At 75.7% G+C, this 23,501-nt stretch carries 18 protein-coding genes and 1 tRNA gene; 8 read left to right on the top strand and 11 right to left on the bottom strand.

The window, feature by feature from the left end; all coding sequences use genetic code 11:
* Positions 1 to 10: 10 nt before the first annotated feature.
* Both IE287_RS08400 and IE287_RS08395 read right to left on the bottom strand, forming a co-directional pair.
* On the bottom strand, positions 11 to 817 hold the full coding sequence (locus IE287_RS08400; protein ID WP_229883350.1) for a serine hydrolase family protein: 807 nt from the start codon (positions 815 to 817) through the stop codon (positions 11 to 13).
* Positions 818 to 1,406: 589 nt separating this feature from the next.
* Complete coding sequence (locus IE287_RS08395; protein WP_189848288.1) at positions 1,407 to 2,870, bottom strand: cellulose-binding domain-containing protein; 1,464 nt, start codon at positions 2,868 to 2,870, stop codon at positions 1,407 to 1,409.
* 295 nt (positions 2,871 to 3,165) lie between these two features.
* Between IE287_RS08395 and IE287_RS08390 the strand changes: the two genes are divergently transcribed.
* Together IE287_RS08390 and IE287_RS08385 are read left to right on the top strand one after the other, a co-directional pair.
* Positions 3,166 to 4,494 carry a cytochrome P450 gene (locus tag IE287_RS08390; RefSeq protein WP_229883349.1) on the top strand — a complete coding sequence of 443 codons (1,329 nt, stop codon included), beginning with the start codon at positions 3,166 to 3,168 and terminating at the stop codon, positions 4,492 to 4,494.
* Between the two features lie 68 nt (positions 4,495 to 4,562).
* The gene (locus IE287_RS08385) at positions 4,563 to 5,237 is read left to right on the top strand and encodes a maltokinase N-terminal cap-like domain-containing protein (protein WP_189848286.1); all 675 of its coding nucleotides are present in this window, start codon (positions 4,563 to 4,565) and stop codon (positions 5,235 to 5,237) included.
* A gap of 21 nt (positions 5,238 to 5,258) precedes the next feature.
* On the opposite strand, the gene IE287_RS39075 is transcribed toward IE287_RS08385, so the two are convergent.
* From IE287_RS39075 to IE287_RS08350, 7 genes are all read right to left on the bottom strand, one after another.
* Complete coding sequence (locus tag IE287_RS39075) at positions 5,259 to 8,225, bottom strand: helix-turn-helix transcriptional regulator (protein WP_189848285.1); 2,967 nt, start codon at positions 8,223 to 8,225, stop codon at positions 5,259 to 5,261.
* Positions 8,226 to 8,448: 223 nt separating this feature from the next.
* A complete protein-coding gene (locus IE287_RS08375; RefSeq protein ID WP_189848284.1) occupies positions 8,449 to 10,248 on the bottom strand; it encodes a S8 family serine peptidase in 1,800 nt (599 codons plus the stop codon).
* A gap of 646 nt (positions 10,249 to 10,894) precedes the next feature.
* Positions 10,895 to 11,761: a GNAT family N-acetyltransferase gene (locus IE287_RS08370; RefSeq protein ID WP_189848283.1), complete on the bottom strand. Its 867-nt coding sequence runs from the start codon at positions 11,759 to 11,761 to the stop codon at positions 10,895 to 10,897.
* A gap of 205 nt (positions 11,762 to 11,966) precedes the next feature.
* Entirely contained in the window at positions 11,967 to 12,860 is an 894-nt protein-coding gene (locus tag IE287_RS08365; protein ID WP_189848282.1) for a hypothetical protein, read from the bottom strand.
* Entirely contained in the window at positions 12,857 to 13,870 is a 1,014-nt protein-coding gene (locus tag IE287_RS08360) for an SPFH domain-containing protein (RefSeq protein WP_189848281.1), read from the bottom strand. The genes IE287_RS08365 and IE287_RS08360 overlap by 4 nt, the downstream gene beginning before the upstream one ends.
* Before the next feature lie 219 nt (positions 13,871 to 14,089).
* Positions 14,090 to 15,271, bottom strand: a complete 1,182-nt coding sequence (locus tag IE287_RS08355) for a DMT family transporter (protein ID WP_189848280.1) — start codon at positions 15,269 to 15,271, stop codon at positions 14,090 to 14,092.
* Positions 15,268 to 16,098 carry a phosphatase PAP2 family protein gene (locus IE287_RS08350; protein WP_189848279.1) on the bottom strand — a complete coding sequence of 277 codons (831 nt, stop codon included), beginning with the start codon at positions 16,096 to 16,098 and terminating at the stop codon, positions 15,268 to 15,270. The genes IE287_RS08355 and IE287_RS08350 overlap by 4 nt, the downstream gene beginning before the upstream one ends.
* A gap of 189 nt (positions 16,099 to 16,287) precedes the next feature.
* Between IE287_RS08350 and IE287_RS08345 the strand changes: the two genes are divergently transcribed.
* Together IE287_RS08345 and IE287_RS08340 are read left to right on the top strand one after the other, a co-directional pair.
* Positions 16,288 to 16,890: a TetR/AcrR family transcriptional regulator gene (locus tag IE287_RS08345; protein WP_189848278.1), complete on the top strand. Its 603-nt coding sequence runs from the start codon at positions 16,288 to 16,290 to the stop codon at positions 16,888 to 16,890.
* A gap of 29 nt (positions 16,891 to 16,919) precedes the next feature.
* Positions 16,920 to 17,333 (top strand): DUF488 domain-containing protein, encoded by a 414-nt coding sequence (locus IE287_RS08340; RefSeq protein WP_189848277.1) that lies wholly within the window; start codon positions 16,920 to 16,922, stop codon positions 17,331 to 17,333.
* A 149-nt stretch (positions 17,334 to 17,482) separates the two neighbouring features.
* On the opposite strand, the gene IE287_RS08335 is transcribed toward IE287_RS08340, so the two are convergent.
* The gene (locus tag IE287_RS08335; protein WP_189848276.1) at positions 17,483 to 18,016 is read right to left on the bottom strand and encodes a DUF309 domain-containing protein; all 534 of its coding nucleotides are present in this window, start codon (positions 18,014 to 18,016) and stop codon (positions 17,483 to 17,485) included.
* A gap of 103 nt (positions 18,017 to 18,119) precedes the next feature.
* Here IE287_RS08335 and IE287_RS08330 point away from each other — a divergent pair.
* Positions 18,120 to 18,193 (top strand) — tRNA-Pro (locus tag IE287_RS08330).
* A gap of 199 nt (positions 18,194 to 18,392) precedes the next feature.
* Here the strand turns inward: IE287_RS08330 and IE287_RS08325 are convergent.
* Positions 18,393 to 19,343 carry a glycoside hydrolase family 16 protein gene (locus IE287_RS08325; protein WP_189848275.1) on the bottom strand — a complete coding sequence of 317 codons (951 nt, stop codon included), beginning with the start codon at positions 19,341 to 19,343 and terminating at the stop codon, positions 18,393 to 18,395.
* Between the two features lie 387 nt (positions 19,344 to 19,730).
* Between IE287_RS08325 and IE287_RS08320 the strand changes: the two genes are divergently transcribed.
* The 3 genes from IE287_RS08320 (at position 19,731) to IE287_RS08310 (ending at position 23,499) form a co-directional block, all read left to right on the top strand.
* A complete protein-coding gene (locus tag IE287_RS08320) occupies positions 19,731 to 19,928 on the top strand; it encodes a hypothetical protein (protein ID WP_189848274.1) in 198 nt (65 codons plus the stop codon).
* 230 nt (positions 19,929 to 20,158) lie between these two features.
* Complete coding sequence (locus IE287_RS08315) at positions 20,159 to 22,234, top strand: bifunctional polysaccharide deacetylase/glycosyltransferase family 2 protein (RefSeq protein WP_189848630.1); 2,076 nt, start codon at positions 20,159 to 20,161, stop codon at positions 22,232 to 22,234.
* Positions 22,235 to 22,236: 2 nt separating this feature from the next.
* Positions 22,237 to 23,499, top strand: coding sequence for an acyltransferase family protein (locus IE287_RS08310; RefSeq protein WP_189848273.1), 1,263 nt, complete (start codon positions 22,237 to 22,239; stop codon positions 23,497 to 23,499).
* Positions 23,500 to 23,501: the final 2 nt, after the last annotated feature.

Here is a 23,501-nt window from a genome sequence, read left to right as displayed (position 1 = left end):
GAACCACCGTTCAGAGTTTCACGCCATGGCCCGGGACCCAGCCGAAGCCGGGGATCGGGTGACCGGGGGCCGGCGCCGCGGCGATGCGCCGGACGATCACGTGGGCCGTGTGGCCGGCGGAGGCGCCGGGGTCCCGCGTCGTCGGGACGGCGACGGCCGGCCGCCCGGAGGGCGGACAGGCCCGCGAGGCCGGGCAGCCGGAGAAGGGCGGGTGCGGGCGACCCGGTCCCCGAGGGCGAGCGGCTCGGGCCCGTCGGGGGTCCGCCCGGTCTGCGCGAGGCGGACCGCCGCGGGGCGCTTCCCGGTGGCGTGCCCCGGCCCGGCGGTCCCGGGCCGGCGGCTCGCGGCGGGAGGCGGGGGAGGGGAGCTCGCCCGAGCCGGTGCCGGCCGCCGAGCGGGCCGGGTCGCGGATGCCGGTGGTCTGCACGGCGCCGGGCGCGGTCGTCCACGACGGGTTCCGGAAGGTGGACTCCTCGTAGGTGCCCCGGTCGGCGGTGGAGGCGTGCGGCACCGGCTCCGGGATCCGTGGCGTGAAGCCGTCGCGGGTCTCGCCGAGCACCGGCGGCCCGAGGACCCGACGGCGCGGCAGGACGTCCGGCCGGGTCCCGGAGGTCTTCTCCGGGGCGGCGCCGAGGAGGACGAAGCCGGCGTGCGGGGAGGACCGGTCGGTGCCGGGCTCGTACCACCGCTCTCCGGCCGTCGACAGCGCGACCGGCTCGTCGGCGGTCCGCTGCCGGAGCGGACCTGCGGCCACGGCCCGCTGGAAGGCGGGCGGCCGGACGCGGTCGGCGAGACCGGGGGTGGACGCGGCGGGCATCCGCAGGGTGATCCGGTCGCCGTCCGGAAGCCGGGTAAGCCGGCGGGCGACCGGGGCGCCGGGCCCTGCCCCGCCCGGTCGACCAGGCGCGGCAGGGCCGTGCCCGGGTGGCCGAACGCGATGTCGCCGTTCCGGAAGTGCATCGCGGGGTCGGCCGGCGCCCCGGTCATCGACTCGCCGAGCGCGCGCGGGTCACCACCTCGCGGTCCCCGCCGGTGCCCCGCACGACCACCGACGGGAGCCCCGTCTCCGCCTTCGCCCGCCCGGCGATCCGCACCACCTCGCGCGCCGGCCCCGGTCCGGCACCTTCGAGGCGGCGCCCGTCACCCCCGGCCGTGCGCCGCCCGGCCCCCGTCACCCCCGGCCGGCGCGGCGGGCGCGGCCGGGGGCGGGACGAGCGCGGTGAGGGCGGCGAGGCGCGACCGGGACGCGGAGCGGGCTGGTCTCATGACCGGAGCACCGGCCGGGGGCGGCGGGCCCGGCCGCCCCGGAGCCCCGGCGCGCACGCGCGTCACCCGTCTGTCGGCCCGGGGTCCGGGGCCTCTCCGCGCCCCGCGCCCGGCGCCCGGCGCCGGTGGGGCCCCGGTGCTCAGGGGGTGACGGCGATGTTGGTGAGGCCGCTCGTCGCGCCCCGGACGGTGTTGGAGGCGTGGACGACGTTGAGCCGGCCCGGGCACTTCGACGTCGAGGTGACCCGGATCGCGTACGCGCCGACGCCGCCGAGGTCGGAGGAGTTGCCGCGCCACACGTTGCCGCAGCCGTTCGGGAACGCCGGGGTGGTCGCCGGGTTGTGGGTCTCGTACCCGTTGGCGAAGGTGCCCGGCGCGGTGAAGGTGCCGGTGTTGCCCTCGATCAGGTAGTCGACGCCCTTCACGTCGATCCACGAGTCCGCCGAGTTCTGCCCGGTGATCCCGCGTCCGTCGAAGGTGTTGCCGCGGATGATCCCGGCGAAGGTGCCCTCCTTGACGTCGATCGCCTCGGCGGCGACGTTCGGACCGATCCGGTTGTTCTCCACCAGCACCCGGTCCGAGCGGTCGGCGCCGCCCTCGTTGCCGTGGCAGCCCCAGTTCGAGCCGGCCGAGCCGATGTACACGCCCTCGCCGTACCCCGGCTGCACCAGGCCCGTCTCCTCGACGACCGAGTCGCGGAGCACGCCGTCCGCCGAGGAGCGGCGGAAGTGCACGCCCTCCTCCTCCACCCGGTGCACGCGCAGCCCGACGGCCGTGACGTGCGGGGAGGCGTCGACGACCACGCCCTTCTTGGAGTCCCGGACGGTGAAGCCGTCCAGCCGCCAGTGCGGAGCCCGGTACAGCCAGAGGCCGTAGCCCGGGTCCCAGCCGGCGGTGGGCACGGGGCAGGAGGGCCCGCTCCCGGACGGCCCGTCGTTGACGAGCACCGCCGTCCGCGGACCGGTCAGGGTGATCGGCCGGTCCGCCGTGCCGGGCAGCTGGGCGACGAAGGAGCCCCGGTACTCGCCGGGCGCCATCCGGATCGTCTGCCCGGGCGCCGCCGCGGCCAGCGCGGCCCGGAGCTCGGCCGCCGTGGCGACGTCGACGACGGGGCCGGCGGGCGGGACGGTGGTCGACGTGGGCGTCGGCGTCGGCGTCGGTGTGGGGGTGGGAGTGGGGGTCGGGGTCGGGGTGGGCGTCGGGGTACCGGTGCGGCACGGGGCGCCGTTGACCGTGCAGTTGAGCGGGAGGCCGAGGCCGCTCGCGTTGAAGCCGAAGCCCTGCGTCCCGCCCGGCGCGACCGAGCCGTTCCAGGAGACGTGGGTGAAGGTGTAGTGCCGGCCGCTCTGGGTCTTCGTCGCCGACCAGTGGCTGGTGACGGCGGTGCCCTCCGGCAGGTCGAACTCGACCGTCCAGCCGGCCGACGGGGCGTCCCCGGCGTTCGCGACGGTCACGTCGGCGCCGTAGCCGGTGCTCCAGGCACTGGCCTGGACGATCGAGGCGGTGAGGGCGGGGGCGGCGGCCCGGGCCGACGGGGCCAGGAGCCCCGCGGCGATCAGGCCCGCGACGGCGGTCGCGACCGCGGCCGGAATCGCTCTGCGCATGGTGGGGTCGTCTCCTCCTGCCGGAACGGCGGGTCGGTCGGCGATTGTTGTCAGTAAAGGTTCCTTACTATCGCGAGCACGTCAACGGAACGGACGGATCCTCACCCCCGGAAGTTCACGGGGCGCCACCGGACGCCGATCCCGAACGCCCTTCGTGCGAAGTCCACTTCGCGCCACGCGCCCGCCGCACGACCGGAGCCGCGCTGTCGCCCGGCGCCTTCGCACCCCTACAGTGCGGAGGGAAGCGCCCCCTCCCGCGCGCCAGGGCGTGCGGACGCCGAACAGGAGCCGCACCGTGGCCGTCCCCGCACCCCCCGGCGCCCACGAGGCCTCCGGCCCGGCGGGCCGCCCCGTCCCCGAACTCGCCCCGGAGCACGTCGCGCAATGGCGGGCGGAGAGCGGCGACCTGGTCGACCTCCTCGCCCTCGTCCGGCAACGGCTCGGCGGCGTCGGCGCCTTCCGCCCCGAGCCCGGCGCCCCGCCCACCGTGCTCGTCACCGACCCCGACGCCGTCCGGCACGTCCTCGCCCACCACCCCGACCGGTACGTCAAGCGCTCCCACCGCGCCCGCGTCCTGGTCGGCGACGGCGTCCTCTCCGCCACCGGCGACGCCTGGCAGAGCCAGCGCCGCCTCCTCCAGTCCCAGTTCACCGGCCGGGGCATGCGCCGGTACGAGGAACGGATCGCCGCCGCCGCACGGGTCACCGCAGCCCGCTGGGAGGCGTACGCCCGCACCGGGGAGGTCTTCGACCTCGGCGAGGAGATGCGCCGCTTCGCCCTCGACACCATCTGGCGCGCCCTCACCGGTCATCCGCTCGACCCCGCCACCGAAGGCGAACTCGCCGTCGTCTCCAGGGTGGTGGCCGCCCTGCCCAGCCTGCCCGCCGACCGGGTCGCCGCCCGGGCCGCCGTCGCCGCCGACATCGCCCGGATCGACGCCGTCGCCGAGCGGGCGGTCCGCGCCGCACGGGACGGCGGCGCCGGCCCCCAGGGCCCCGGCCTGCTGCACGTCCTCGTCGAGGCGTCCGCGACCCGGCCCGCCTACACCGACCGGCTGATCAGGGACGAGCTCGTCACCCTCCTCATGGCCGGTCACGAGACCACCGCCACCACCCTGACCTGGCTGCACCTCCTCCTCGACCGGCACCCCGAAGCCCGCGGCCGCGCCCTCGCCGCCGGACCCGCCGGCTCCCCCGGACGGCACCAGGCCGTCCAGGCCCTCGTCCACGAGACCCTCCGCCTCTACCCCTCGGCCTGGATCCTGCCCCGCCACGCCGCCGAGGCCGACACCCTCGCCGGCCACGCCCTCCCCGCCGGCACCGACCTCCTCGTCTGCCCCTACCTCACCCACCGCGATCCCGGACTCTGGCCGGAACCGGAGGACTTCGACCCCGGCCGCTTCACCACCCCCGGCCGCCGCCCCGCGCACCCCGGCGCCTACCTCCCCTTCGGCATCGGCCCCCGCGCCTGCCTGGGCCTCCAGTTCGCCCTCCGCGAGTCCGTCACCCTCCTCGAACACCTGCTGCCCGGCCCCGCGCCCCGCTTCCGCACCCTCCCCACCGGGACCGTCCACGGCCTCACCGTCCGCCCCGACGGCCCCGCCACGGCCGTCCTCGCCGACTGACGGGGGCCGTCCGGGCACCTCTGTTACGTTGACGGCCCCCGGTCCCGAGGAGAGGAAGCGTCCCGTCCATGGCCCAGATCCACCGCACCACCATGCGCCCGACCAAGCTGGAGCTCCTCGCCGACTGGCTGCCCACCCGGGCCTGGTACGCGGCCGGGCCCGGGGCGCCCCGCCCGGTGCGGGCGGGCGGGTTCCGGCTCGACGACCCGGCGGGCGAGGTGGGCATCGAGTTCATGGCCGTCACCGACGGCGAGGGCCCGGACGCGGTCGCGTACCTCGTGCCGATGACGTACCGGGGCGAGCCCCTCGAAGGGGCCGACGAGGCCCTCATCGGGACCTCCGAACACGGCGTCCTCGGCACCCGCTGGATCTACGACGGCACCCACGACCCCGTCCTCACCCGCCAGTCGTACGCGCTCCTCGCCGGCCGGGCCGTGGCCCAGCACCAGTCGGTGAGCGACGCCGTCGACCCGGCCGTCACCGCCTCCCTCGACGCCGCCGCGACCGCCGGTGACGCGGAGCCGGCCGGCGCCGCCGACGGCCCCGGCGGCACCGACGTCCGCCTGCTGCTCCCCGGCGACGCCGGGCCGCTCCTCCTCCGCTTCCGGCGGGTGCTGCGGCCGGACACCGCGGAGGACCGGCACGAGGCGGACGTCCTCGGCCGGGTCACCGCCGAATGGACCCCGGCCGGAACCGGCGGCGTCCCCGCGCGCGGCACCTGCGTGACCGTCCACCGGGCCTGACGGGCGCGGCGCGCTCCGCCCTCAGGGGCGGAGCGCCGTCGCCAGCTGCGCGCGCGAACGCACGTCCAGCTTCTGGTAGATGCGGGTCAGCCGCGCCTCCACCGTCTTCACGCTCAGGAACAGCTTCGCCGCCGCCTCCTGGTTCGAGGCGCCCTGGCCCACCAGCCGGGCCAGCCGCAGCTCCGCCTCCGTCAGCGACGCCAGCGCCGTCGGCGCCTCGTCCCCGCCCGGCGCGGCCCCCGGCAGCTCGCCGGCCGGCGCCTCCGTGGCCAGCGCCAGCCACGGCGCCGCCCCCGCCCGCTCGAAGACCGTCGCCGCCCCGTGCAGCGCCGCCTGCGCCGCCGACCGCCGCCGCCGCTTCCGCTCCACCCGGGCCAGCGCCATCAGCGCCCGTCCCTGCTCCAACGGCAGCCCCGCCTCCGCGAAACGGCCGGCCGTCCCGGTCAGCAGCTCCGCCGCCTCGTCGGTCCGCCCCTCCGCCGCCAGGCACAGCGCCCGCACCCGGTCGCAGCCCAGCAACACCGTGGAGCGCCCCAGGCGTTCGGCCACCGGCCGCACCTCCGCGAGCAGGGCCAGCGCCCCCTCCACGGCGTCGTGCCCGAGCAGCGCCTCCGCCAGCTCCTCGTGCCAGCGCAGCATCGACGGGTCCACCGTCGACTGCGCCCGCTCGTCGGCCTGTACCCGCCGCAGCGTCTCCAGGGCCGCCGCCACGTCGCCGTTGATCAGCTGGACGCGCCCGAGCGCGTACCGGCTGCGCGAGAGGAAGACCCGGTCGCCCTCCTCCTCCGAGGCCTGCACGCTCCGCCGCGCGTAGCTCGCCGCCCGCCCCAGGCTGCCGCCCGCGGTCTCGGCGAGCGCCAGCGCGTACCAGGCGGGGCCGGGGGACAGCCCCGCCTCCAGGGTGAGCGCCAACGACTGGCCGGCGTGGGCGAGGGCGGCCGGGCAGGCGCCGATCCGGGACTCGATCTCCGCGAGCGTGCGGTACAGCTCGATGGCGTCCTCGACCGAACCGCGCCGCTGCACCAGCGGCAGGAGCGCGTTCAGCTCGTCCCTCGCGTCGGTCAGCCGGTCGTCGAAGAGGGCGTGACGGATCGTCAGGATCTGGGCGGCGTTGCGGATGCCGAGCGGCCGCTCCGCGAGCTCCAGTTCCCGGGCCCGCGCCAGCACCGGCTCGGCGTCGGGGGAGCCGAGGGCCCGCTCCATCCGGGCCTGCACGGTCAGCGCCTGCGCGGCCGTGCGCGGATCGCCCACCGACGCGGCCAGCGCGGCGGATTCCATCGCCGCCGTCCGCGAACGCTCCGGATCGCCGTCCGCCAGCACGTACTTGACGGCGAGCCGCAGCTGCACGGCGGCCCGGAGCGCGGTCTCGCCCTCCGAGTCCTCCATGGCGTGCACGTACATGTCGTCGAGGTCGGTGAGGCCCTGGCCCGCGGTGTCCAGGACCGCGAGGCGGGCCCGCACCCGGTCGGTGGGGGAGGCGTCCCGGGCGAGGAGGTCCGTGGTGGCCCGCATCGCCAGGTCGGCCCGGGCGGCCCGGGCCGCCTCCTCCGCCGCGTCCACCAGCCGGGCGATCCGCCGCACCCCGTCCCGGCCGGGCGTCGACTCGGCGGCCAGCAGCGCCAGTTCGGCGGCGAGCGTGTTGTTCCCGCGCCGCCGGGCGGCCTCCGCCGCGGCGGCGACCTCGGCGGCCAGCTCCTCGTCCGGCCGGTCGGAGGCGAGCGCCCGGTGCCGTACCGCCTCGACCGGGTCGTCCACGACCTCGGCGAGCGCCGCGTGCCCCGCGCTGCGCTCGGCCCAGCAGGCGTCGTGCACCAGCGTGGACGGCAGCAGTCCGGCGGTGAAGACGAGCGAGCCGTCCTCGGCGAGGGAGACGAGCCCGGCCCGCTCGGCCGCCGCGAGCTCCGCCTCGGCCTCCGGCCGTCCGGCCCGCCGCACCAGCGTGGCCGAGGGGCGCAGCGCGAGCGCCGCGAGCAGCAGGGTGGCCCGGACCGGAGGGGGCGCGGCGCCCAGGAGCTGCCGGGCGAGGTCCCGGGCGCGGCCGGAGAGCGTCAGCGCCTCGGCGTGGTGCACGGGGGTGCGGGCGTCGGCGAGGGAGCGGCCGACGGCGAGCGCGAGCCGGGGGTTGCCGCCGCTCGCGCGGTGGATGCGGCCGGCCATCCGGGACGGCAGCCGGTGGTGGATGAGCAGTTCGGCGATCTCGTCGGCGTGCAGCGGCGGGACGAGCAGCAGATCGGCCTCGGAGGGCACCCACAGGTGCGCGGTGTGGCCGGCGCCGGGCCCCGGCCCGTCGGCGCGGTGGGTGTCCCCGTACGGCTCCGGGGTCTCGACCGCGACGACCCGCAGCGACGGCGGGGCGAGGTGGAGGGCGAAGCGGAGCAGGTCGGTGCTGTCGGGGTCGAGGAACTCGGCGCCGTCGACGACGAGCAGCACCGGGCCCCGGGAGGTCAGCACGCGCAGGATGCGGGCGATGCCCAGGCGCAGCGCGATCGGGTCCCAGCCGCCCTGCTGGATGGGCGCCTCGCGGCAGAGCATGGCGACGGCGGTGCGCTGCGGCCCGGGGAGGTCGTCGAAGACGCCGGAGGCGAAGACCCCGGAGGGCAGCGCGCCGGAGGCGCCGGGGACGGGGGACCCGTCGGGGTGCGCGGGGCCGTCCTCTCCCGGCGGGCCCGGCTCGGTGCGCGGGCCGGGCCGGGCGACGGTCGCCGCCACGGAGGCCACGAGCGCGGCCGCGGCGGCGCCGGGTATCGCCCGGTCGGCGGGGAGGGCGGCGAGCCACAGCACGGTCTCGCCGCGGGCCTCGGCGCGGGCGGCGGCGGCGAGGGCCACCTCGGTCTTGCCGACGCCGGCGGGCCCGGTGAGCAGCGCGCGGCCCCGGGCGTGCAGGACGGATTCGAGGCGGGTGAGCAGCTCCTCGCGGCCCACCGGGGCCGGCGGTCCGGCCGCGCCGGGGGCGCGTGCGGGCAGGGGGCCGTGCGGAACCGTCGTCACCTGGTCGCCACCTCCGCCCGTGGGCCCCGCCCATGAGCCCTGCGCAGAGGATACGGAGCCCACCGTCCGCGTCCAGGGCCCTTGTCCGGCATACGGACACCCGCCCGTGTCCCAGGGGCGCTTTCCGGACACGGCGACACCCCCGTGGTGTAGACCACGAGGGTGCCGCTGACCAGCAGTGATGCTGGTGTGGGGGGTGATGTTGGAGCAGTGGAGCGGTGGCTCAGAAGGTGAGGTTCCAGGAGTCGATGTAGCCGGTGTCACCCGTGGCCACATCGCGGACCTGCAGCTTCCAGGTGCCGTTGGCCACCTCGCTGGAGGCGTCGACCGTGTACGTCGCGATGACGTTGTCGGCGCTGTCCGAGGAGGAGGAGGCCTTCAGGTTGCGCACCGTGCCGTCGGGGGCGACCAGGTCGACGACCAGGTCCCCGCGCCAGGTGTGCTTGATGTCCACGCCGACCTTGAGGGCGGCGGGGGCGTTGCCGGTGCGGCCGGTGACGGCGATCGAGGACGACACGGTGGTGTTGTCGGAGATCGTGACGTCGTTGGCGTTCGTGAAGACGGTGCCCGGCTGGGTGGTGCCGGTGACCGCGTCCACGGTCTTGGCCGCGTCGGCGATGCCGGTGCCGCAGCCGCCGGTGCAGGCGCCGGAGGCGAGCGGGCGGGCGTTGTTCTTGATCGCCGACTCGATCTCGGCCGGGGTGAGCGTGCTCTTGGCCGACTTCAGGAGGGCGGCGAGGCCCGCGATGTGCGGAGCCGCCATCGAGGTGCCCTGGTAGGGCTTGTAGTTCTCGGCCGACTGGGTCGTCGTGCCCGAGTTCAGCGTGGAGTAGATCGCGTTCTCGGGGGTGGTGACGGTGCCGGGCGTGTCGGTGGCGCGGCGGGTCTCGCCACCGGGGGCGGCCACGTCCACCAGGGAACCGAAGTTGGAGTAGTACGACCGGACGGCGGCGCGGTTTGTCGACGCCACGGTGATGACGTTCGAGCAGTTCGCGGGCGTGAAGCCGGAGACGTTGGCGTTGCTGTTGCCCGCGGCGACGACGACGGTGGTGCCGCGCGAGACGGCGCCGTTGATCGCGGTCTGGTAGACGCTGGGGCAGGAGGCGCTGGCGCCGCCCAGGCTCAGGTTGACGACCTTGGCCGGGGTCGGGTTGGCCGGGACGCCCGGCACGGTGCCGCCGGAGGCCCAGGTGATCGCGTCGGCGATGTCGGAGGACGCGCCGCCGCACTTGCCGAGCACGCGGATGGGCTGGATCTTCGAGCTGTACGCGATGCCCGCGATGCCCTTGGTGTTGTTCGTGACGGCGCCGATGGTGCCGGCCACGTGGGTGCCGTGCCAGGAGGAGCTCGACGCCTTCGAGTTGGTGCCGCACTCGCCGTCGGTGGCGTTCCAGTCGCCCTCGTCCTTGGCGTCCGCGTCGCGTCCGTTGCCGTCGCGGGCGTCGCCGGAGCTGGAGATGAAGTCGTAGCCGGAGACGACGTTGGCCGCGAGGTCCGAGTGGGCCGCGTAGCCGGTGTCGATGACGGCGACGGTGACGCCCGAACCGGTCGTCTTGTCCCAGGCCGCCGGAACGTTCATGCCGCCGGTGGCCTCGAAGAGGTCCCACTGCTTGGCGTAGTCGGTGTCGTTCGGCGTGACGGCCATCGCGTAGGCGCGGACGTCCGGCTCGACGGTGGCGACGGACGGGTCGGCGCGGAAGGCGGCCATGACCTCGTTCACGTCCTGCGGCGTGGCCGAGTCGCCCAGGTCGACCAGGGCGCCTCCGCCGGAGAGGCGCCGCTCGAAGGCGAGCTGCTCGCCCGTCTTCGCGGCCTTCTCGGCGGTGTCGGTCTTCGCGGCGGCGTTGGAACCGGCCTCGGCGGCCTGGCTCTTGTACGTGACGATGACCTTCTCGACCGGAGCGCTCGGAAGCGCCCGCATCGTCTGCGAAGCCGGAGCCGGCTTCGGGGTCGGAGCGGCCGGGGCGGCGAACGCCCCGGTGGTGGTGGCAGCGGCACCGATGATCGCGGCGGTGGCGACCACGGATATGACTCTCCGCCTGGAACCGTTCAAAGTGAGTGGCCCTTTCGAGTTACGACGTAGGTGCGGAGCAGTGGCGGCGGCGCGGGAGTCGCGGTGCGAAGTGGGGTCGCGACCGTGGTCCCTGGGCTGGGGGGCCCGTGCGCCGCCACCGGCGCCGACGGCCCGGGTCAAGGCCGTCACCGGCGGTGGTCTCCCCGCATGCACCTGTCAGGCAGGTGCGCTGCGGGGGATGATATCCGCCGGTGCGGAGGACAGTAGGGAACGGGGAGGTGAACGCGATACGGGGAAAACCCTTGTCGCCCCTCACCGCCGGGGAGGGGTCCCCCCTGGGGGAAGCGCCGGGGGCGCCGGTGACCGTCGGGGGACGGGGGGACGCCGGAGGGCCGGAGGGAAGCCGCCGGGCCGCGCGGCCGCGCGGAGACGGGGCCCCGCGCGGGACACGGGCCCTGGCGGGACGGGGTGACGGGGGGCGGGGCGAGGGGTACGGGGCCGGGCGAGGGGCGCGGCGAGGGGCGCGGCGCGCGAGGGCCCCGCACGGCCCGGCGAAGGGGCGTGGTGCGCGGGCCGGGTGGGGGCGGCGCGCCGGGTCGGTGGTGGGTGACGCGCCGGGCCGGCGGGGGTGGGGGAGAGGGGAAGGGGCCCGGGCTCAGCCGAGTTCGAGGGTGGTGACGCCGAAGACCCGTTCCGTCGCGACCGGCCGCACCGGGCCGGTGTACATGCGGGCGGTCTCGAAGGTCGGCACGAGTCCGCGCTCCTCCGCGAGCCGGGCCGCCGCCGGGTTCGTCTCCGGCATGTCGACGGCGATCGCCCGCGCGCCGAACTCCCGGGCCGCCTCCGCCAGCGCGTCGAGCAGCGCCGCCGCGTCCGCCGGACCGTCCGCGAAGAGGGGGCCCACGCGCGCCTCGCCCTCGCAGGGCCGCACGACGCCGAAGCCGGTCACGCGGCCGTCCGCGACCCTGGCCAGCGCACGGTGGCCGGGGGCCGTCAGCCAGGCGGAGAGGAAGCGGGGCCGTTCGGCGTGGTGGCAGGCGGAGTCGTACGCGGCGAGCAGCGCGGGATCGACCCGCCCGGCCGGCACCACTCCCGTCACCGGGCGCTCGGGGGAGGGGACTTCTCCGACATAGCGGGCGGTTCGATGGGCGGGGACGAACCCGGACCTGCGGTAGTTGTCCTGCTGCGCAGGGACGCCGTCGAGGCCCACCACCCGTCCTCCCGCGTGCGCGAGCCCGGCCCGCCAGGTGGCGAGCCCCAGGCCCCGGCCGCGCAGTTCGGGCCGGACGAGGTAGAAGCCGAGGAAGGCGTACGCCTCGCCGTAGGTGACCACGGAGACGGCGGAGACCGGCTCGCCGTCGAGCCGCCCCAGGAAGAACCCGTCCGGATCCTGCGCGAAGAAGGCGTCGCCGTCCGCCCGGCCGGGGTTCCACCCCTCCTCGGCGGCCCAGGACTCCACGAGCTCCCACTCGGCGCGGGTGGCGCGGGAGACGACGAGCGAACCGGGGGAGAGCGAGGTCACGGGCGTTCCTTAGGGTGCCGAACCGGGCGAAGCGCCCCACCTTAGCGCTCTTCGTCCCCTCGCTCGGTGCCCCGCCGATCGATTCCGGCCGCCTCGGCCTGTCGTCCGGGCCCGCCGTCCGGGCCCGCCGTCCGGGCCTGTTGGCCGGACCTGTCGTCCGGGCCCGTCGTTCGGCCCCGGCGTCCGGACCCGGCGTCCGGACCCCTCAGTCCACCAGCCGGAGGCGGGTGTCGGCGACGGCGAGGCGGACGGTCTGACCCCAGGTCAGGTCGAGGGTGTCGGACTCGACGCCGTCGCCGAAGGCGACCAGCCGGTCCGACTCCACGGTGAGCCGCAGGCCCTCCTCCGCGCCGAGGACGCCTTCGACGCGGCTCGTCCCGGTCGTCGGCGACGGCCACGCCTCGCGGACGAACCAGGCGAGGCGCGGCTCCGTCGGCGACGGCAGGGCCAGCGCGCTGGAGCGCTGCTGCCAGAGCGAGCGGAGCCAGCCGGTGGCCCCCGTGCCGGTGCCGGCCAGCACTCCCGAGGAGGCCTGGGACTCGGGCCCGGCTCCCTCGGCGTCCAGGGTGTAGCGGGCGGTCTGGTGGCCCGGCGGACCCACGTAGATCTCGTTCAGCGCGAGCAGCCGCTGGCCGTCGTCCGTGGCCGCCGCGACCATGGTGAGCTCGTCGGCCGCGGCCCCGGGCCCGGCCGCGTACGGCAGCAGCCGGCGGGCGTCCGACGGCCGGTGGCGCACGAGCACGCCCGCGTTGCGCCCCGGATCGGCGTCGATGCCGACGACGGGCTGGCCGGAGAGGTACTTCGCGGTGTTCGCCACGAGCCCGTCCTGGCCGACGACCACCACCACGTCCTCGGGGCCGAAGAGGAACCGGTCCAGATCGGCGCGTTCCACCCGGGTCTGCCGCCACGTCAGCGGCACGGCCCCGGCGACGTCGGCGAGCGCCCGCCGGGTCCGCTCGTGGCGCTCCCGGACCTCGTCGGCCGAGCGGCCGCGCGCGGAGAGGAAGAAGGCGGCCTGCCCGTGCGTCCCGTGCCGGGCGAGCAGCTCCTCGTACTCCGTCCTGCGGTGCACGAGGACCGCCCGCGGGGCGAGGCTCACGCGCCCGCCCCGCCGCTGCCGCCGCCCAGCTTCGCGAGGAGGCCGGTGAGGACGTCGGGGGAGAGGGTGAGGTGCTCGATCCGGGGCAGCTGCTCGGCGGCCCGGGTGAGCGCCAGGGCGTGCAGGACGGCCGGTTCGGCGGTGGCGTGGGCCTGGAGCCAGGCCGTCTGCGCGGCGGCCCTGGCCTCGCCGACCTCGCGCGCCGCCTCGGCCTCCGCCCGCGCCAGGCGCACCTTCCGTGCGGCCTCGGCCTCCGCCCGCACCGCGTCGGCGGAGGCGGACTCCTCCGCCTCGCGCCGCGCGTTGGTGCCGCGCTGCTCGACGAGCCGCTCCTCCTGCCGGGCCAGCTCGATCTTGCTGGCCAGCTCGTTCTCGGCGATCGTCCGCTCGCGCTCGACGGCGACCGCGCGCCGCTCGTAGGTGGCCCGGTCGGCCTCCTGCTGGATCTGCTCGCGGGCGGGGGTGCGCAGGGCGCGCTCGACCTCGGGCTCGGGGCGGATCGCGACGACGCGGACGGCGACCACCTCGATGCCGGTCGCCGGCAGCCGGGGCTCGGCGGCGAGCCCGTCCGTGATCCGCTCGCGCACCGCCGCCACGCCGTCCACCAGGGCCTGGGCGAGCGAGGTCCGGGCGAGCACGTCGAGCGCGTGCTGCTGCGCGGTCTCGGTCAGCAGGGTCGCTATCTGCTCCAGCGGGGTCCCGCGCCAGACGCCCGTGTCCGGGTCGATGGAGAAGTCGAGCCGGGCGGCGGCGGTCGCGGGGTCCCCGATCCGGTACGTGACGGTGGACTGCACGCTCACGTCCTGGAAGTCCGCGGTGCGGGCGTGGAAGGCCATCGCGAGCTCCCGGTCGTCCACCGGCACCTCGGAGAGCGCCGCGCTGAGCGGCCGGAACCAGAAGCTGAGCCCGGTGCCGTCGTGCGCGAGCCGGCCGCCCTTCTGGTGGCGGATGTGCGCGGTGGGCGCGGAGCGGAGATGGCGCCAGCCGGCCCGGCGGGTGATGTCGGCCATGAGAGAACCCCCTTGTCGTCATCATGACGATAGAGTCGGGGACGGTTTGTCGTCAAGGTGACGCGAAGGGGGTGGAGTGGCTGGAGGGAGGGGAGGGATGGGAGGGGCAGGAGCGGTGGAAGTGAGGGGAGAGGTGAGGGAGGGGTGGAAGGGGCTGGTGTGGCCCGTCCGGCCCGTCCGGCCCGTCCGGGCCCGGCGGGTCCGGCGTGCGTTCCCGGGTCAGCGGGCGGGCTCGGCTTCCGGTACGGGGACGAACGCCCCGCTCAGCGCCTCGGCCAGGCCGGCTGCGGTCGGCGCGGCGGCCGGTGCCGGCACCGGCACCGGGCCGGAGGTCGGGGCGGGCGCCGAGGCGGGGACGGGAACGGGAACGGGCGTCGGGAGGGGGGCCGGGACGGGTGTCGCGGTGGAGGCCGAGGCGGGTGCCGGTGCCGGGGCGGGGAGGGCCGGGGTCGTCGCGGGGGTGGGCTCGGGCGTGGCCCCCGGCCCCGGCTTCCGCGACGGCTCCGGGGCGGCCGGGCCGCCCGTGGTGAGGAGGACGACGCCGCGGGCCGCGACCATCGCCGCCCCGGCGGCGATCGGCCAGCCCCAGGCGCCCGCCCGGAAGGTCTCGCCGAGCAGCGCCACGCCGATGACGGCCGCCGCCGCCGGGTTGGAGAGGTTCACGACCGCGAGCGGTGCGGCGAGCCCGCCCCGGTAGGCGGTCTGCGAGAGGAGCAGGCCGCCCATGGCGAAGGCGGAGATCAGCAGCGCGAGCAGGGCGGTCTGCCACCAGGCGGGCCGCCCGCCCGGCAGGCCGACGGCGAGCGCGGCGGTGAGGGTCTGGGTGAGCGCCGAGGCGACCCCGGAGGCGACCCCGGAGGCGGTGGCGTGCCCGAGCCCGCCGGCCCGCACGCTCCCGTCGGTGCGCGAGGCCCGCCGGTCGGCGCCGGGCAGCCGGCCGGCGGCGAGCGCCGCGATCAGCAGCGCCGTCGCCGCCGCGACCACCAGGGACTCGCGCAGGCTCAGCGCCTCGCCGGGGGCGGCCGGTCCGGTGACCGCGACCAGGCCGACCAGTCCCGCCAGGGTCCACAGCGCGCCCCGCCACTCGGTGCGGGACACCCGCCGGCGGGCGGTGCGGGCGGCCAGCGGCAGCGCCGCCACCAGGGTGAGCGCGCCGAGCGGCTGCACCAGCGTCAGGGGGCCGTAGTGGAGGGCGGCCACGTGGGCGAGCGCGCCGGCGGCGTTGAGGCCGACGGCCGACCACCACTGGCCGCGCGCGAGCAGCGCCCGCAGTGCCCCGCGCCCCGAGGGGGTGGAGGGGGCGGCGGCGAGCCGGGCCTGGGCGACGGCGGCGAGCGCGTACCCGGCGGCGGAGACGAGCGAGAGGAGCACCGCGAGCACGGTGCCGGCGGCGGTGTTCATCGCAGCGCCCCCGCCGGTACGGTCCCGGCGGCGGACCGCGCCCGGGGGAGGGCGGGCGGTTCGGCGGGGGGGTGCGCGGAGGACGACGACGGGCGGGCGGGCGCCGGAACCACGAGCAGCGCGAGGCCGAGGAGCACGGTCGCGGCGACCGCGTCGAGCCAGTAGTGGTTGGCCGTGCCGACGATCACGAGCAGCGTCAGCACGGGGTGCAGCAGCCACCACCGGCGCAGCGGCGAGCGGGTCGCGGCGATCAGGCCGATCGCGACCATCAGGGCCCAGCCGAAGTGCAGCGACGGCATCGCGGCGAACTGGTTCGCCATCGAGTCCGCCTCGGGGGCGGCGCCGTACACGGACGGGCCGTAGACCCGCGCGGTGTCGACGAGGCCGCTGGCGGCGAGCATCCGGGGCGGTGCGAGCGGCAGCAGGATGTGCAGTGCCAGGGCCGCGCCGGTGACCAGCGCCAGGACGCGGCGCGACCACAGGTAGTGGGCGGGGCGGCGCCAGTACAGCCAGGCGAGGAAGGCGATCGTGGCCGGGAAGTGGACGGCCGCGTAGTAGGTGTTCGCGACCCTGATCAGCGGCTCGCCGTGCAGCAGGAGCTGCTGGATCGCGCCCTCGCCGGGGAGGTGGAGGGCCCGCTCGGCGTCCCAGACGCGGTCGGCGTTGTGGAAGGCGCGCGTCTCGTGCCCGTTGGCGAGGAGCCGGCCGAACTTGTAGACGAGGAAGAGCCCGGTGACGAGCAGCAGCTCGCGCAGGAGCGGCGGCCGGGCGGCCCCCGCCGGGGAGGCGGGGCGGAGCCCGCGTGTCCCGCCTATCCGGGTAGCCATGGCGCGGCACTTCCCATCCGTCAATCGGTCAAATCTGCAACAAACGGAGGAACTCTAGATCCGATTTCATCGAGACGCAAGCGTCTCGATACGTTTGCGTCTCGATTGTGCACCCCCTACTCTCGTATGTGCAGAGAAAGGGTGCTCTCGCCCCGCGCGCAGAGCCCCGGAGCTTTCCGGGAGGGACCGATGTCCACACAGGCCGCCACCGCCGCCGCCCGCCGCAGCAAGCTCACGCCGGAGCGCGAGGCGGAGCTGTACGAGGCCGTGCTCTGCCTGCTGCGCGAGGGCGGCTACGACGCGGTGACCATGGAGGGCGTCGCCGCCCGCACCAAGTGCGGCAAGGCCACCCTCTACCGCCAGTGGGGCACCAAGCCGCAGCTCGTCACCGCCGCCCTCGCCGCCCGCCGCTGCGTGATCTTCACCGGCATCGACACCGGCAGCCTCGCCGGCGACCTGCACGAGGCCGCCCGGATCGCCTCCGCCCGCCACGAGCGCGACACCGAGCTCATGGAGGCCGTCGCCCAGGCCTACCTCCAGCACCCCGACCTGCGCACCGCGCTGCGCGACACCGTGATCGCCCCCGAGGTCGCCGCCATCGACGCCGTGGTCCAGCGCGCCGTCGACCGGGGCGAGGTCGCCGCCGACAACCCGGCCATCGCCTTCGTCGCCCCCAGCTTCATGGGCCTGCTCCGCATCGAGCGGCTCCTGGAGGACCGCTTCCCCGACGCCTCCGCCGCCCGCGCGTTCGTCGACGCCGTCCTCCTGCCCGTCCTGCGCGTCGACGGGTGACGCGGGCCGGGGGCGCGCACCCTGGGGCCATGCCCGCCACCACCCCGGACGCCTCCGACCTCCCCGCCGCCCCTGACCTCCCCGACGCCCCCGGCGTCCGCGTCCGCCGCGTCTACGAGGCCCCGTCTCCCGACGACGGGACCCGGGTCCTCGTCGACCGCCTCTGGCCGCGCGGCCTCGCCAAGGCCGACGCCCAGGTCGACGAATGGCCGAAAGCGCTCACCCCGTCCACGGAGCTCCGCCGTTGGTACCACGGGCCCGGGGAGGGCGACCACGACGAGTTCCGCCGCCGTTACGAGGCCGAACTGGCGGCCCCCGAGGCCGCCGCCGCTCTCACCCGCCTCCGCGTCCTCGCCGAGCGGGGCACCGTCACCCTCCTCACGGCCGCCAAGCACCCGGAGGCGAGCCACACCGCGGTCCTCAGGGACGAACTGACCTCCTGAGCGCGGCCCCTCGCCCGACGGCTCACCCCGGCCACCGGACCTGGGATCTGGGATCTGGGACCCAGGCCACCGGACGCCAGACCTCGGGCACCGGCCGCCTCCCGCCGTCGCCCCGCCGACCGGGCGGCCACGCCGACAGCCCGGCCCCGTCAGCCCGGCGTCCCGGTTCCCGTCAGCCGGGGCGCCTCCGCGGCGGCGTCCGGCGGCGCGGCACCCCCGGCGGCCCCGCGCTCCACCCGCCCGGCCAGCTCCCCGGCCCACTCCACCAGACCGGCCACGTCCACCCCGTACACCGCCCCGCCCGCCTCCGCGTGGCCGGCGACCCGCCCGGCGCCCCGCAGCAGCAGCCGCGCCCCGCCCGTCGCGTTCCCCCGCGCGGCGTGCGTCAGTCCCACGGCCAGCTGCGCCAGTCCCTGCCACAGCTCCCGCTCGTCCCCGGGCCCCGACTTCCAGGCGTCCTCGAAGACCTCGTGGGCATGGAACGGCATCCCCGCGTCCAGCAGTCGCTGTGCCTCCCGCAGGCTCTCCCCGGGCCGCCGCACCACCCCCTCGGGCTGGCGCGCCACCCCCTCGGAGCCGTACGGCAACGGCCTCCCGAGCCCGTCCCGGGGCCGCGCGTTCCGCGCCCGCCCCTCCGCGTCCCGGTCCCGCCCGCGTCCCGCCCGTCCGTCGTCCCCAGTCATCCCGCCATTCTCCGCCCCCGCCCCCGGCGGGTGATCTCCACCCGCGAAGTGGGGTAATGTTCTCCTGCACGCCGACGCGGGAACGCCCGCCGCCGACGGGCACCGGGACGTGGCGCAGCTTGGTAGCGCACTTGACTGGGGGTCAAGGGGTCGCAGGTTCAAATCCTGTCGTCCCGACTCGGGGTTCGCCCCGCAGTCGTAGATCAGGGGCCGTTTCAGAGCGATCTGGAACGGCCCCTGATCGTTTTTCTCGATCGTTCCCGGGACCAGGCGGGGACCGGCGCACGCGACCGGCCGACACACGCGCGGCCGACACGCGCGACCGGTCGGAGTGCGCTCCGACCCGGTCGGGGCGCACTCCGGCAGGCGGGTGGGGTCAGGGCTTCGGGACGGTGTCGACGTGGGTGGTGCCGGCGCCGCGGAAGCCGTCCACCGCCTTCTGGACGTCCGCCGGGGAGACCGCCTCGTCGGCCTTGTGGTAGACCCAGTCGACCTTCATGTCCCAGGTGCGCGGACCGCCGGTGAAGGGGAGGTCGATGAACCAGTTGCTGAAGTGGATGTCCATCCGCTCGCGCGGGACGTACTTGCCGGAGCTGGTGAACAGCTCCTTGCCGTCCAGGGAGTAGACGACCTTCCCGTCCATGGCGGTGATCACCATGGTGTGCCAGCCCCCGAGGCGCCGCTTCAGGGTGCCGTGGACCCGGTCCGGCGGGTCGGCCTTGTACCAGCTGACGTTGTCGAGCTGCGGACCCACCGAACCCCAGCCGCCGTTCGGCAGGTACTCGAAGTCGAGTTCGCTGTAGTTCTCCGAGGAGTCCGCGGGCGAGATCGGGAAGAAGGTCTGGACGACGTGGTCGCCGTCGCGCCCGCTCACGGGCTCGTCGCTGAGGTGGACCCGGGCGGCGAAGGTTCCCGTGAAGAAGTTCCGGGTCGTGGTCTGGACCTCGACCTGCGTGGTGCCCCGCGCGGTGCCGTCGGTGGAGGAGCGCAGCCGGAGGACCTTGCCCCCCTCGGCCGCCGGGTCGGAGGCGAAGGCCACGCCGTCGGCGCTCCAGGTGTCCTTGATGCCCGGACCGCCCCCACCGGTGCGGACCTCCCAGCCGTGCGCGCCGAGGGAGGGGTCGTCGGCGCCGGTGTAGTCGAAGTCGTCGAACAGGGTGCCCGGCGGTCCGGTGGGCGTCGGCGAGGCGTCCCGCGCGGGCCCGGCGGCGTCGTCGCCCCCGCCGGCCGAGGGGGCGGCGGAACACGCGGCGAGCACGCACAGGAGGGCGGGCAGCGCGAGCGCCGTCCACGCGCGGCGACGGGAGGTGCGGCGGGACGGGCTCACGCGGGCTCCTTGGGACGTGGGGGCGATGGCCGGGCGCGCCCGTGCCGAGGGGCCGGACGCTGCGCACAGGAAGGGAGGCGTCATCCTAGCGAAAGCTTTCGGCCATTCCGTCGCGTGTCCAGACCTGCCCTCCCCCAGGCCGGGACGTGTCCGGAGACATACCGATCCGGTCACGGCATTTGATCGGATCATGGCAAATCCGGATATGGGGCATGAGTCGACCGGAACCATCCGCTACGGTTCGCTCTACCCTTCAGCCTTCTCCTTCCCTGCACAAAAAGGCCGCACGAGATGCACCAAGCCTCCACGCCCTTCGGGCGCACACCGGAGTATCCGACGCAGTTCGGGGTGGCCGAATACAGTCCCCAAGAGCCTGATCCGGCACCGGTGTTCGTCGACCAGTCGGGTCTGCGCAGCCGTCTGTTCCGGCGCCTCGGCTGGCCGGTCTCCGTGGTCGGCGCGATCCTGGCGGCCGCCATGGGCGGCAGCCTGATCGGCATGCAGTCGGACGCCCCGGCGATGGAGGTCCCGCCGGGACCCGCGTACCTGCCCACCTCGGGCCCCCTGCCCCCCTTCTGGCCCTAGCGGGCGCGGACCGCGACACCCGCCCGAGAAGTCCGGCCCGCCCGCCGGACGCCGTGACCCGCCACGGCACACCGCGACCGCCGCCCCCGGAGCCGGGGCCCGCCGGCCGGCCGCGCGTGCCCGATCGCCCGCACCACCCCTCTCCAGGAGCGCCCTTGTCCCGCCACCAGCGTCGCCGGCAGTCCCCGCGGAGACCGCGCCGACTGGCCGCGCCACCGCTGCGCTTCTTCATGCCGCTGTCCCTGCTGGCCTGCCTGCTCGCGCTCCTCGTCCTCCGCGGCCTCGCCACCAACGAGGCGTTCCACGACACCCGGATCGCGACCTCGGTCGACAAGACGACCGTGCCGGAGAACCTGCTCAAGGGCGGCCCGGTCATCGACGCGCGCGGTGACAGGAACGAGAGCCCGGTGAGCTACCGGATCCCCGACCGCACCGTGGTCCTCAGCTTCGACGACGGCCCCTCGCCGGAGTGGACCCCGAAGATCCTGGACGTGCTCGCGGCCCGCGACGTCCACGCGGTCTTCTTCGTGACCGGCGCGATGACCACGCGCCACCCGGAGCTGATCCGGCAGATCGTCGCCGCCGGCCACGAGATCGGCGTGCACACCTTCACCCACTCCGATCTGGCGTACCAGTCCGAAGCCCGGATCAGCTGGGAACTGGCGCAGACGCAGCTGGCACTGGCCGGCGTCGCGGGCGTCCACAGCGCGCTGTTCCGCCCGCCGTACTCCTCCGACGCCTCGGCGCTCGACGACTGGAACTACCCGGTGATCAAGTACGTGGGTTCCCACGGCTACCTCACCGCGTTCATCGACCGCGACACCGACGACTGGAAGCGTCCCGGCGTCGACGCGATCGTCGAGGCGGCGATGCCCCGCAAGCCCGGCGCGGGCGCGCTGGTCCTGCTGCACGACGCGGGCGGCGACCGCACCGAGACCGTCACCGCGCTCGAGAAGATCATCGACAGGCTGCGGGGCGAGGGCTACCGCTTCGCCACCGTCTCCGAGGCGCTCGGCGCCACCGACGCCACCGTGCCGGTGCACGGCTACCAGCTGTGGGCGGGCAGGGTGTTCATCTGGGCCAGCCAGGCCGCCGTGCTCACCCTGCCGGTCCTGGTCACGCTGCTGGCCGTCGTCGGCTTCCTCAACTTCGGCCGGTTCGCGCTGATGCTCGTCCTCGCGCCGCTCCACGCCCGGCGCTCCCGGCGCCGGGACGCGTGGGGACCACCCGTCACCGAGCCGGTCACCGTCCTCGTCCCGGCCTACAACGAGCGCGAGTGCATCGCGAACACCCTCAACTCGCTGGCCGCCAGTGACTATCCGATCGAGGTCATCGTCGTCGACGACGGCTCCACGGACGGCACGGCGGACATCGTCGAGGCGATGGCCCTGCCGTTCGTCCGGCTGATCCGCCAGGCCAACGGCGGCAAGTCCAGCGCGCTCAACACCGGCATCGCGGCCGCGTCGTACGAGATCGTCGTGATGATGGACGGCGACACCGTCTTCGAGCCGTCCACCGTGCGCGAGCTGGTCCAGCCCTTCGGCGACGGGACGATCGGCGCGGTCGCGGGCAACGCCAAGGTCGGCAACCGGGAGAGCCTGATCGGCGCCTGGCAGCACATCGAGTACGTCCTCGGCCACAACCTGGACCGCCGGATGTACGACATGCTCAACGTCATCCCGACCATCCCCGGCGCGGTCGGCGCCTTCCGCAAGGAGGCCCTGCGACGGGTCGGCGGGATGAGCGACGACACCCTCGCCGAGGACACCGACATCACCATGGCGGTGCTCTGCGACGGCTGGCGGATCGTCTACGCCGAGCGCGCCCGCGCCTGGACCGAGGCCCCCGCCAGCCTCCAGCAGCTCTGGTCCCAGCGGTACCGCTGGAGCTACGGCAGCATGCAGGCGATGTGGAAGCACCGCCGCGCCGTCACCTCCCGCGGTCCGGCCGGACGCTTCGGCCGGCTCGGACTGCCGCTCGTCGTGATGTTCGGCGTGGTCGCCCCGCTGCTCGCGCCGCTGGTCGACATGTTCCTGCTGTACGGCGTGCTGTTCGCGGACGCCCCGATCACCCTCGCCAGCTGGGGCGGCTTCATCCTGCTCCAGGCCGCGCTGTCGTGGTACGCCTTCCGGCTCGACGGCGAGAAGCCCCTGCACCTGATCAGCCTGCCGATCCAGCAGCTGGTCTACCGGCAGCTGATGTACATCGTCCTGCTGCAGTCCGTGATCACGGCGCTGACCGGTGGCCGGCTGCGCTGGCAGAAGCTCCGGCGCACCGGCGAGGTCGCCGCACCGGTGGAGGCCTGACCATGACCGCATCCTTCGAGTCCGCCGGCGTCCACGAGACCCTCCGGCTGCGCGTCCCCGCCGCCCTGCGGCAGGAACCGGCGCGGCGGCCGGAGCCGGACCCCACGGCACCGTCCGGGGCCAAGGGCGGCCGGGACCGCTATCTCGACCTGCTGCGCGCCCTGGCGCTGGTCCGCGTGGTGCTCTACCACAACTTCGGCTGGTTCTGGCTGCCCGTCGTCTTCCCGTCGATGGGCGTGATGTTCGCGCTGGCCGGGTCGCTGATGGCCCGTTCCCTCGGCCGGCCCGCCCTCGGCGTCATCCGGGGCCGCCTGCGCCGCCTGCTGCCGCCGCTGTGGCTGTTCGGCGCGATCGTGGTCACCGCCCAGATCCTCGACGGCGACGGGCCCGACGCCGAGGGGCACCCCGCGTGGTGGTGGGGCAAGCTGCTGTTCTGGATCCTGCCGCTGAGCACCCCGCCGTACGCCGAAGCGCTGAACGGCTTCGACCACCTCGTGGGGCAGGGCTGGGCGGTGCAGGTCATCGTCCCGCTCTGGTACCTCCGTGCGTACCTCTGGTTCGTCCTGCTGTCGCCGCTGATGCTGTGGGCGCTGCGGCGGATGCCGGTGGTGACGCTGTCCGCGCCGCTCGCGCTGGCGATCGTCATGAACACGTTCTTCATCGACCAGGAGTTCCTCTACGGCCGGGTCTGGGAGAACACCAGCGACTTCGCCACCTTCGGCTCCTGCTGGATCCTCGGCATGGCCCACCAGGAGGGGCTGCTCAAGAAGATCCCGCAGTACGTCGTGCCGTCGGTCGCCCCGCTGATCATGGTGGCCGGCTGGTGGTACCTCCAGACCCGGCCGGTCGACCCGACCGTGCACACCGACATCGAGAGCTGGCCGGTCGCCCAGGCCCTGTGGTCCTTCGGCTTCGTCGCCCTCCTGCTCCACGTCAGTCCTTCCTGGGAGCGGTGGCCCCGGCCGCTGGAACGCTGGAACGGCCTGATCAGCCTGCTCAACGCCCGCGCCGTCAGCGTCTACCTCTGGCACCAGATCGCCCTGGTGGCCGCCATCCCCCTGATCGACCCCCTCTGGTCCGTCGGCTTCTTCTACGAGCACTTCCGATGGCTGCTGGCCAGCCAGTGGTTCCCGCTGATGGTGGCGATCCCGCTGATCGGACTGCTGGTGCCGGCCTTCGGCTGGATCGAGGACGTCGCCGCGAAGCGCCCTCCCCGGCTCTTCCCGTACCCGCGCCGCGTCCGGGGCCGTCGCCGGGCCGCCTGACG

This window comes from Streptomyces omiyaensis, assembly GCF_014650895.1.
Lineage (GTDB): Bacteria > Actinomycetota > Actinomycetes > Streptomycetales > Streptomycetaceae > Streptomyces > Streptomyces omiyaensis.
Note: the sequence above shows the minus strand (reverse complement) of the source record. Positions and strands in the feature narration are given on the sequence as shown.

Excerpts from the sequence above, each read along its gene's own strand:
- IE287_RS08400 (WP_229883350.1), bottom strand. The coding sequence starts at position 817 with ATGCCCGCCGCGTCCACCCCCGGTCTCGCCGACCGCGTCCGGCCGCCC.
- IE287_RS08395 (WP_189848288.1), bottom strand. The coding sequence starts at position 2,870 with ATGCGCAGAGCGATTCCGGCCGCGGTCGCGACCGCCGTCGCGGGCCTG.
- IE287_RS08385 (WP_189848286.1), top strand. The coding sequence starts at position 4,563 with ATGGCCCAGATCCACCGCACCACCATGCGCCCGACCAAGCTGGAGCTC.
- IE287_RS08360 (WP_189848281.1), bottom strand. The coding sequence starts at position 13,870 with ATGGCCGACATCACCCGCCGGGCCGGCTGGCGCCATCTCCGCTCCGCG.
- IE287_RS08355 (WP_189848280.1), bottom strand. The coding sequence starts at position 15,271 with ATGAACACCGCCGCCGGCACCGTGCTCGCGGTGCTCCTCTCGCTCGTC.
- IE287_RS08350 (WP_189848279.1), bottom strand. The coding sequence starts at position 16,098 with ATGGCTACCCGGATAGGCGGGACACGCGGGCTCCGCCCCGCCTCCCCG.
- IE287_RS08345 (WP_189848278.1), top strand. The coding sequence starts at position 16,288 with ATGTCCACACAGGCCGCCACCGCCGCCGCCCGCCGCAGCAAGCTCACG.
- IE287_RS08340 (WP_189848277.1), top strand. The coding sequence starts at position 16,920 with ATGCCCGCCACCACCCCGGACGCCTCCGACCTCCCCGCCGCCCCTGAC.
- IE287_RS08335 (WP_189848276.1), bottom strand. The coding sequence starts at position 18,016 with ATGACTGGGGACGACGGACGGGCGGGACGCGGGCGGGACCGGGACGCG.
- IE287_RS08315 (WP_189848630.1), top strand. The coding sequence starts at position 20,159 with ATGCCGCTGTCCCTGCTGGCCTGCCTGCTCGCGCTCCTCGTCCTCCGC.
- IE287_RS08310 (WP_189848273.1), top strand. The coding sequence starts at position 22,237 with ATGACCGCATCCTTCGAGTCCGCCGGCGTCCACGAGACCCTCCGGCTG.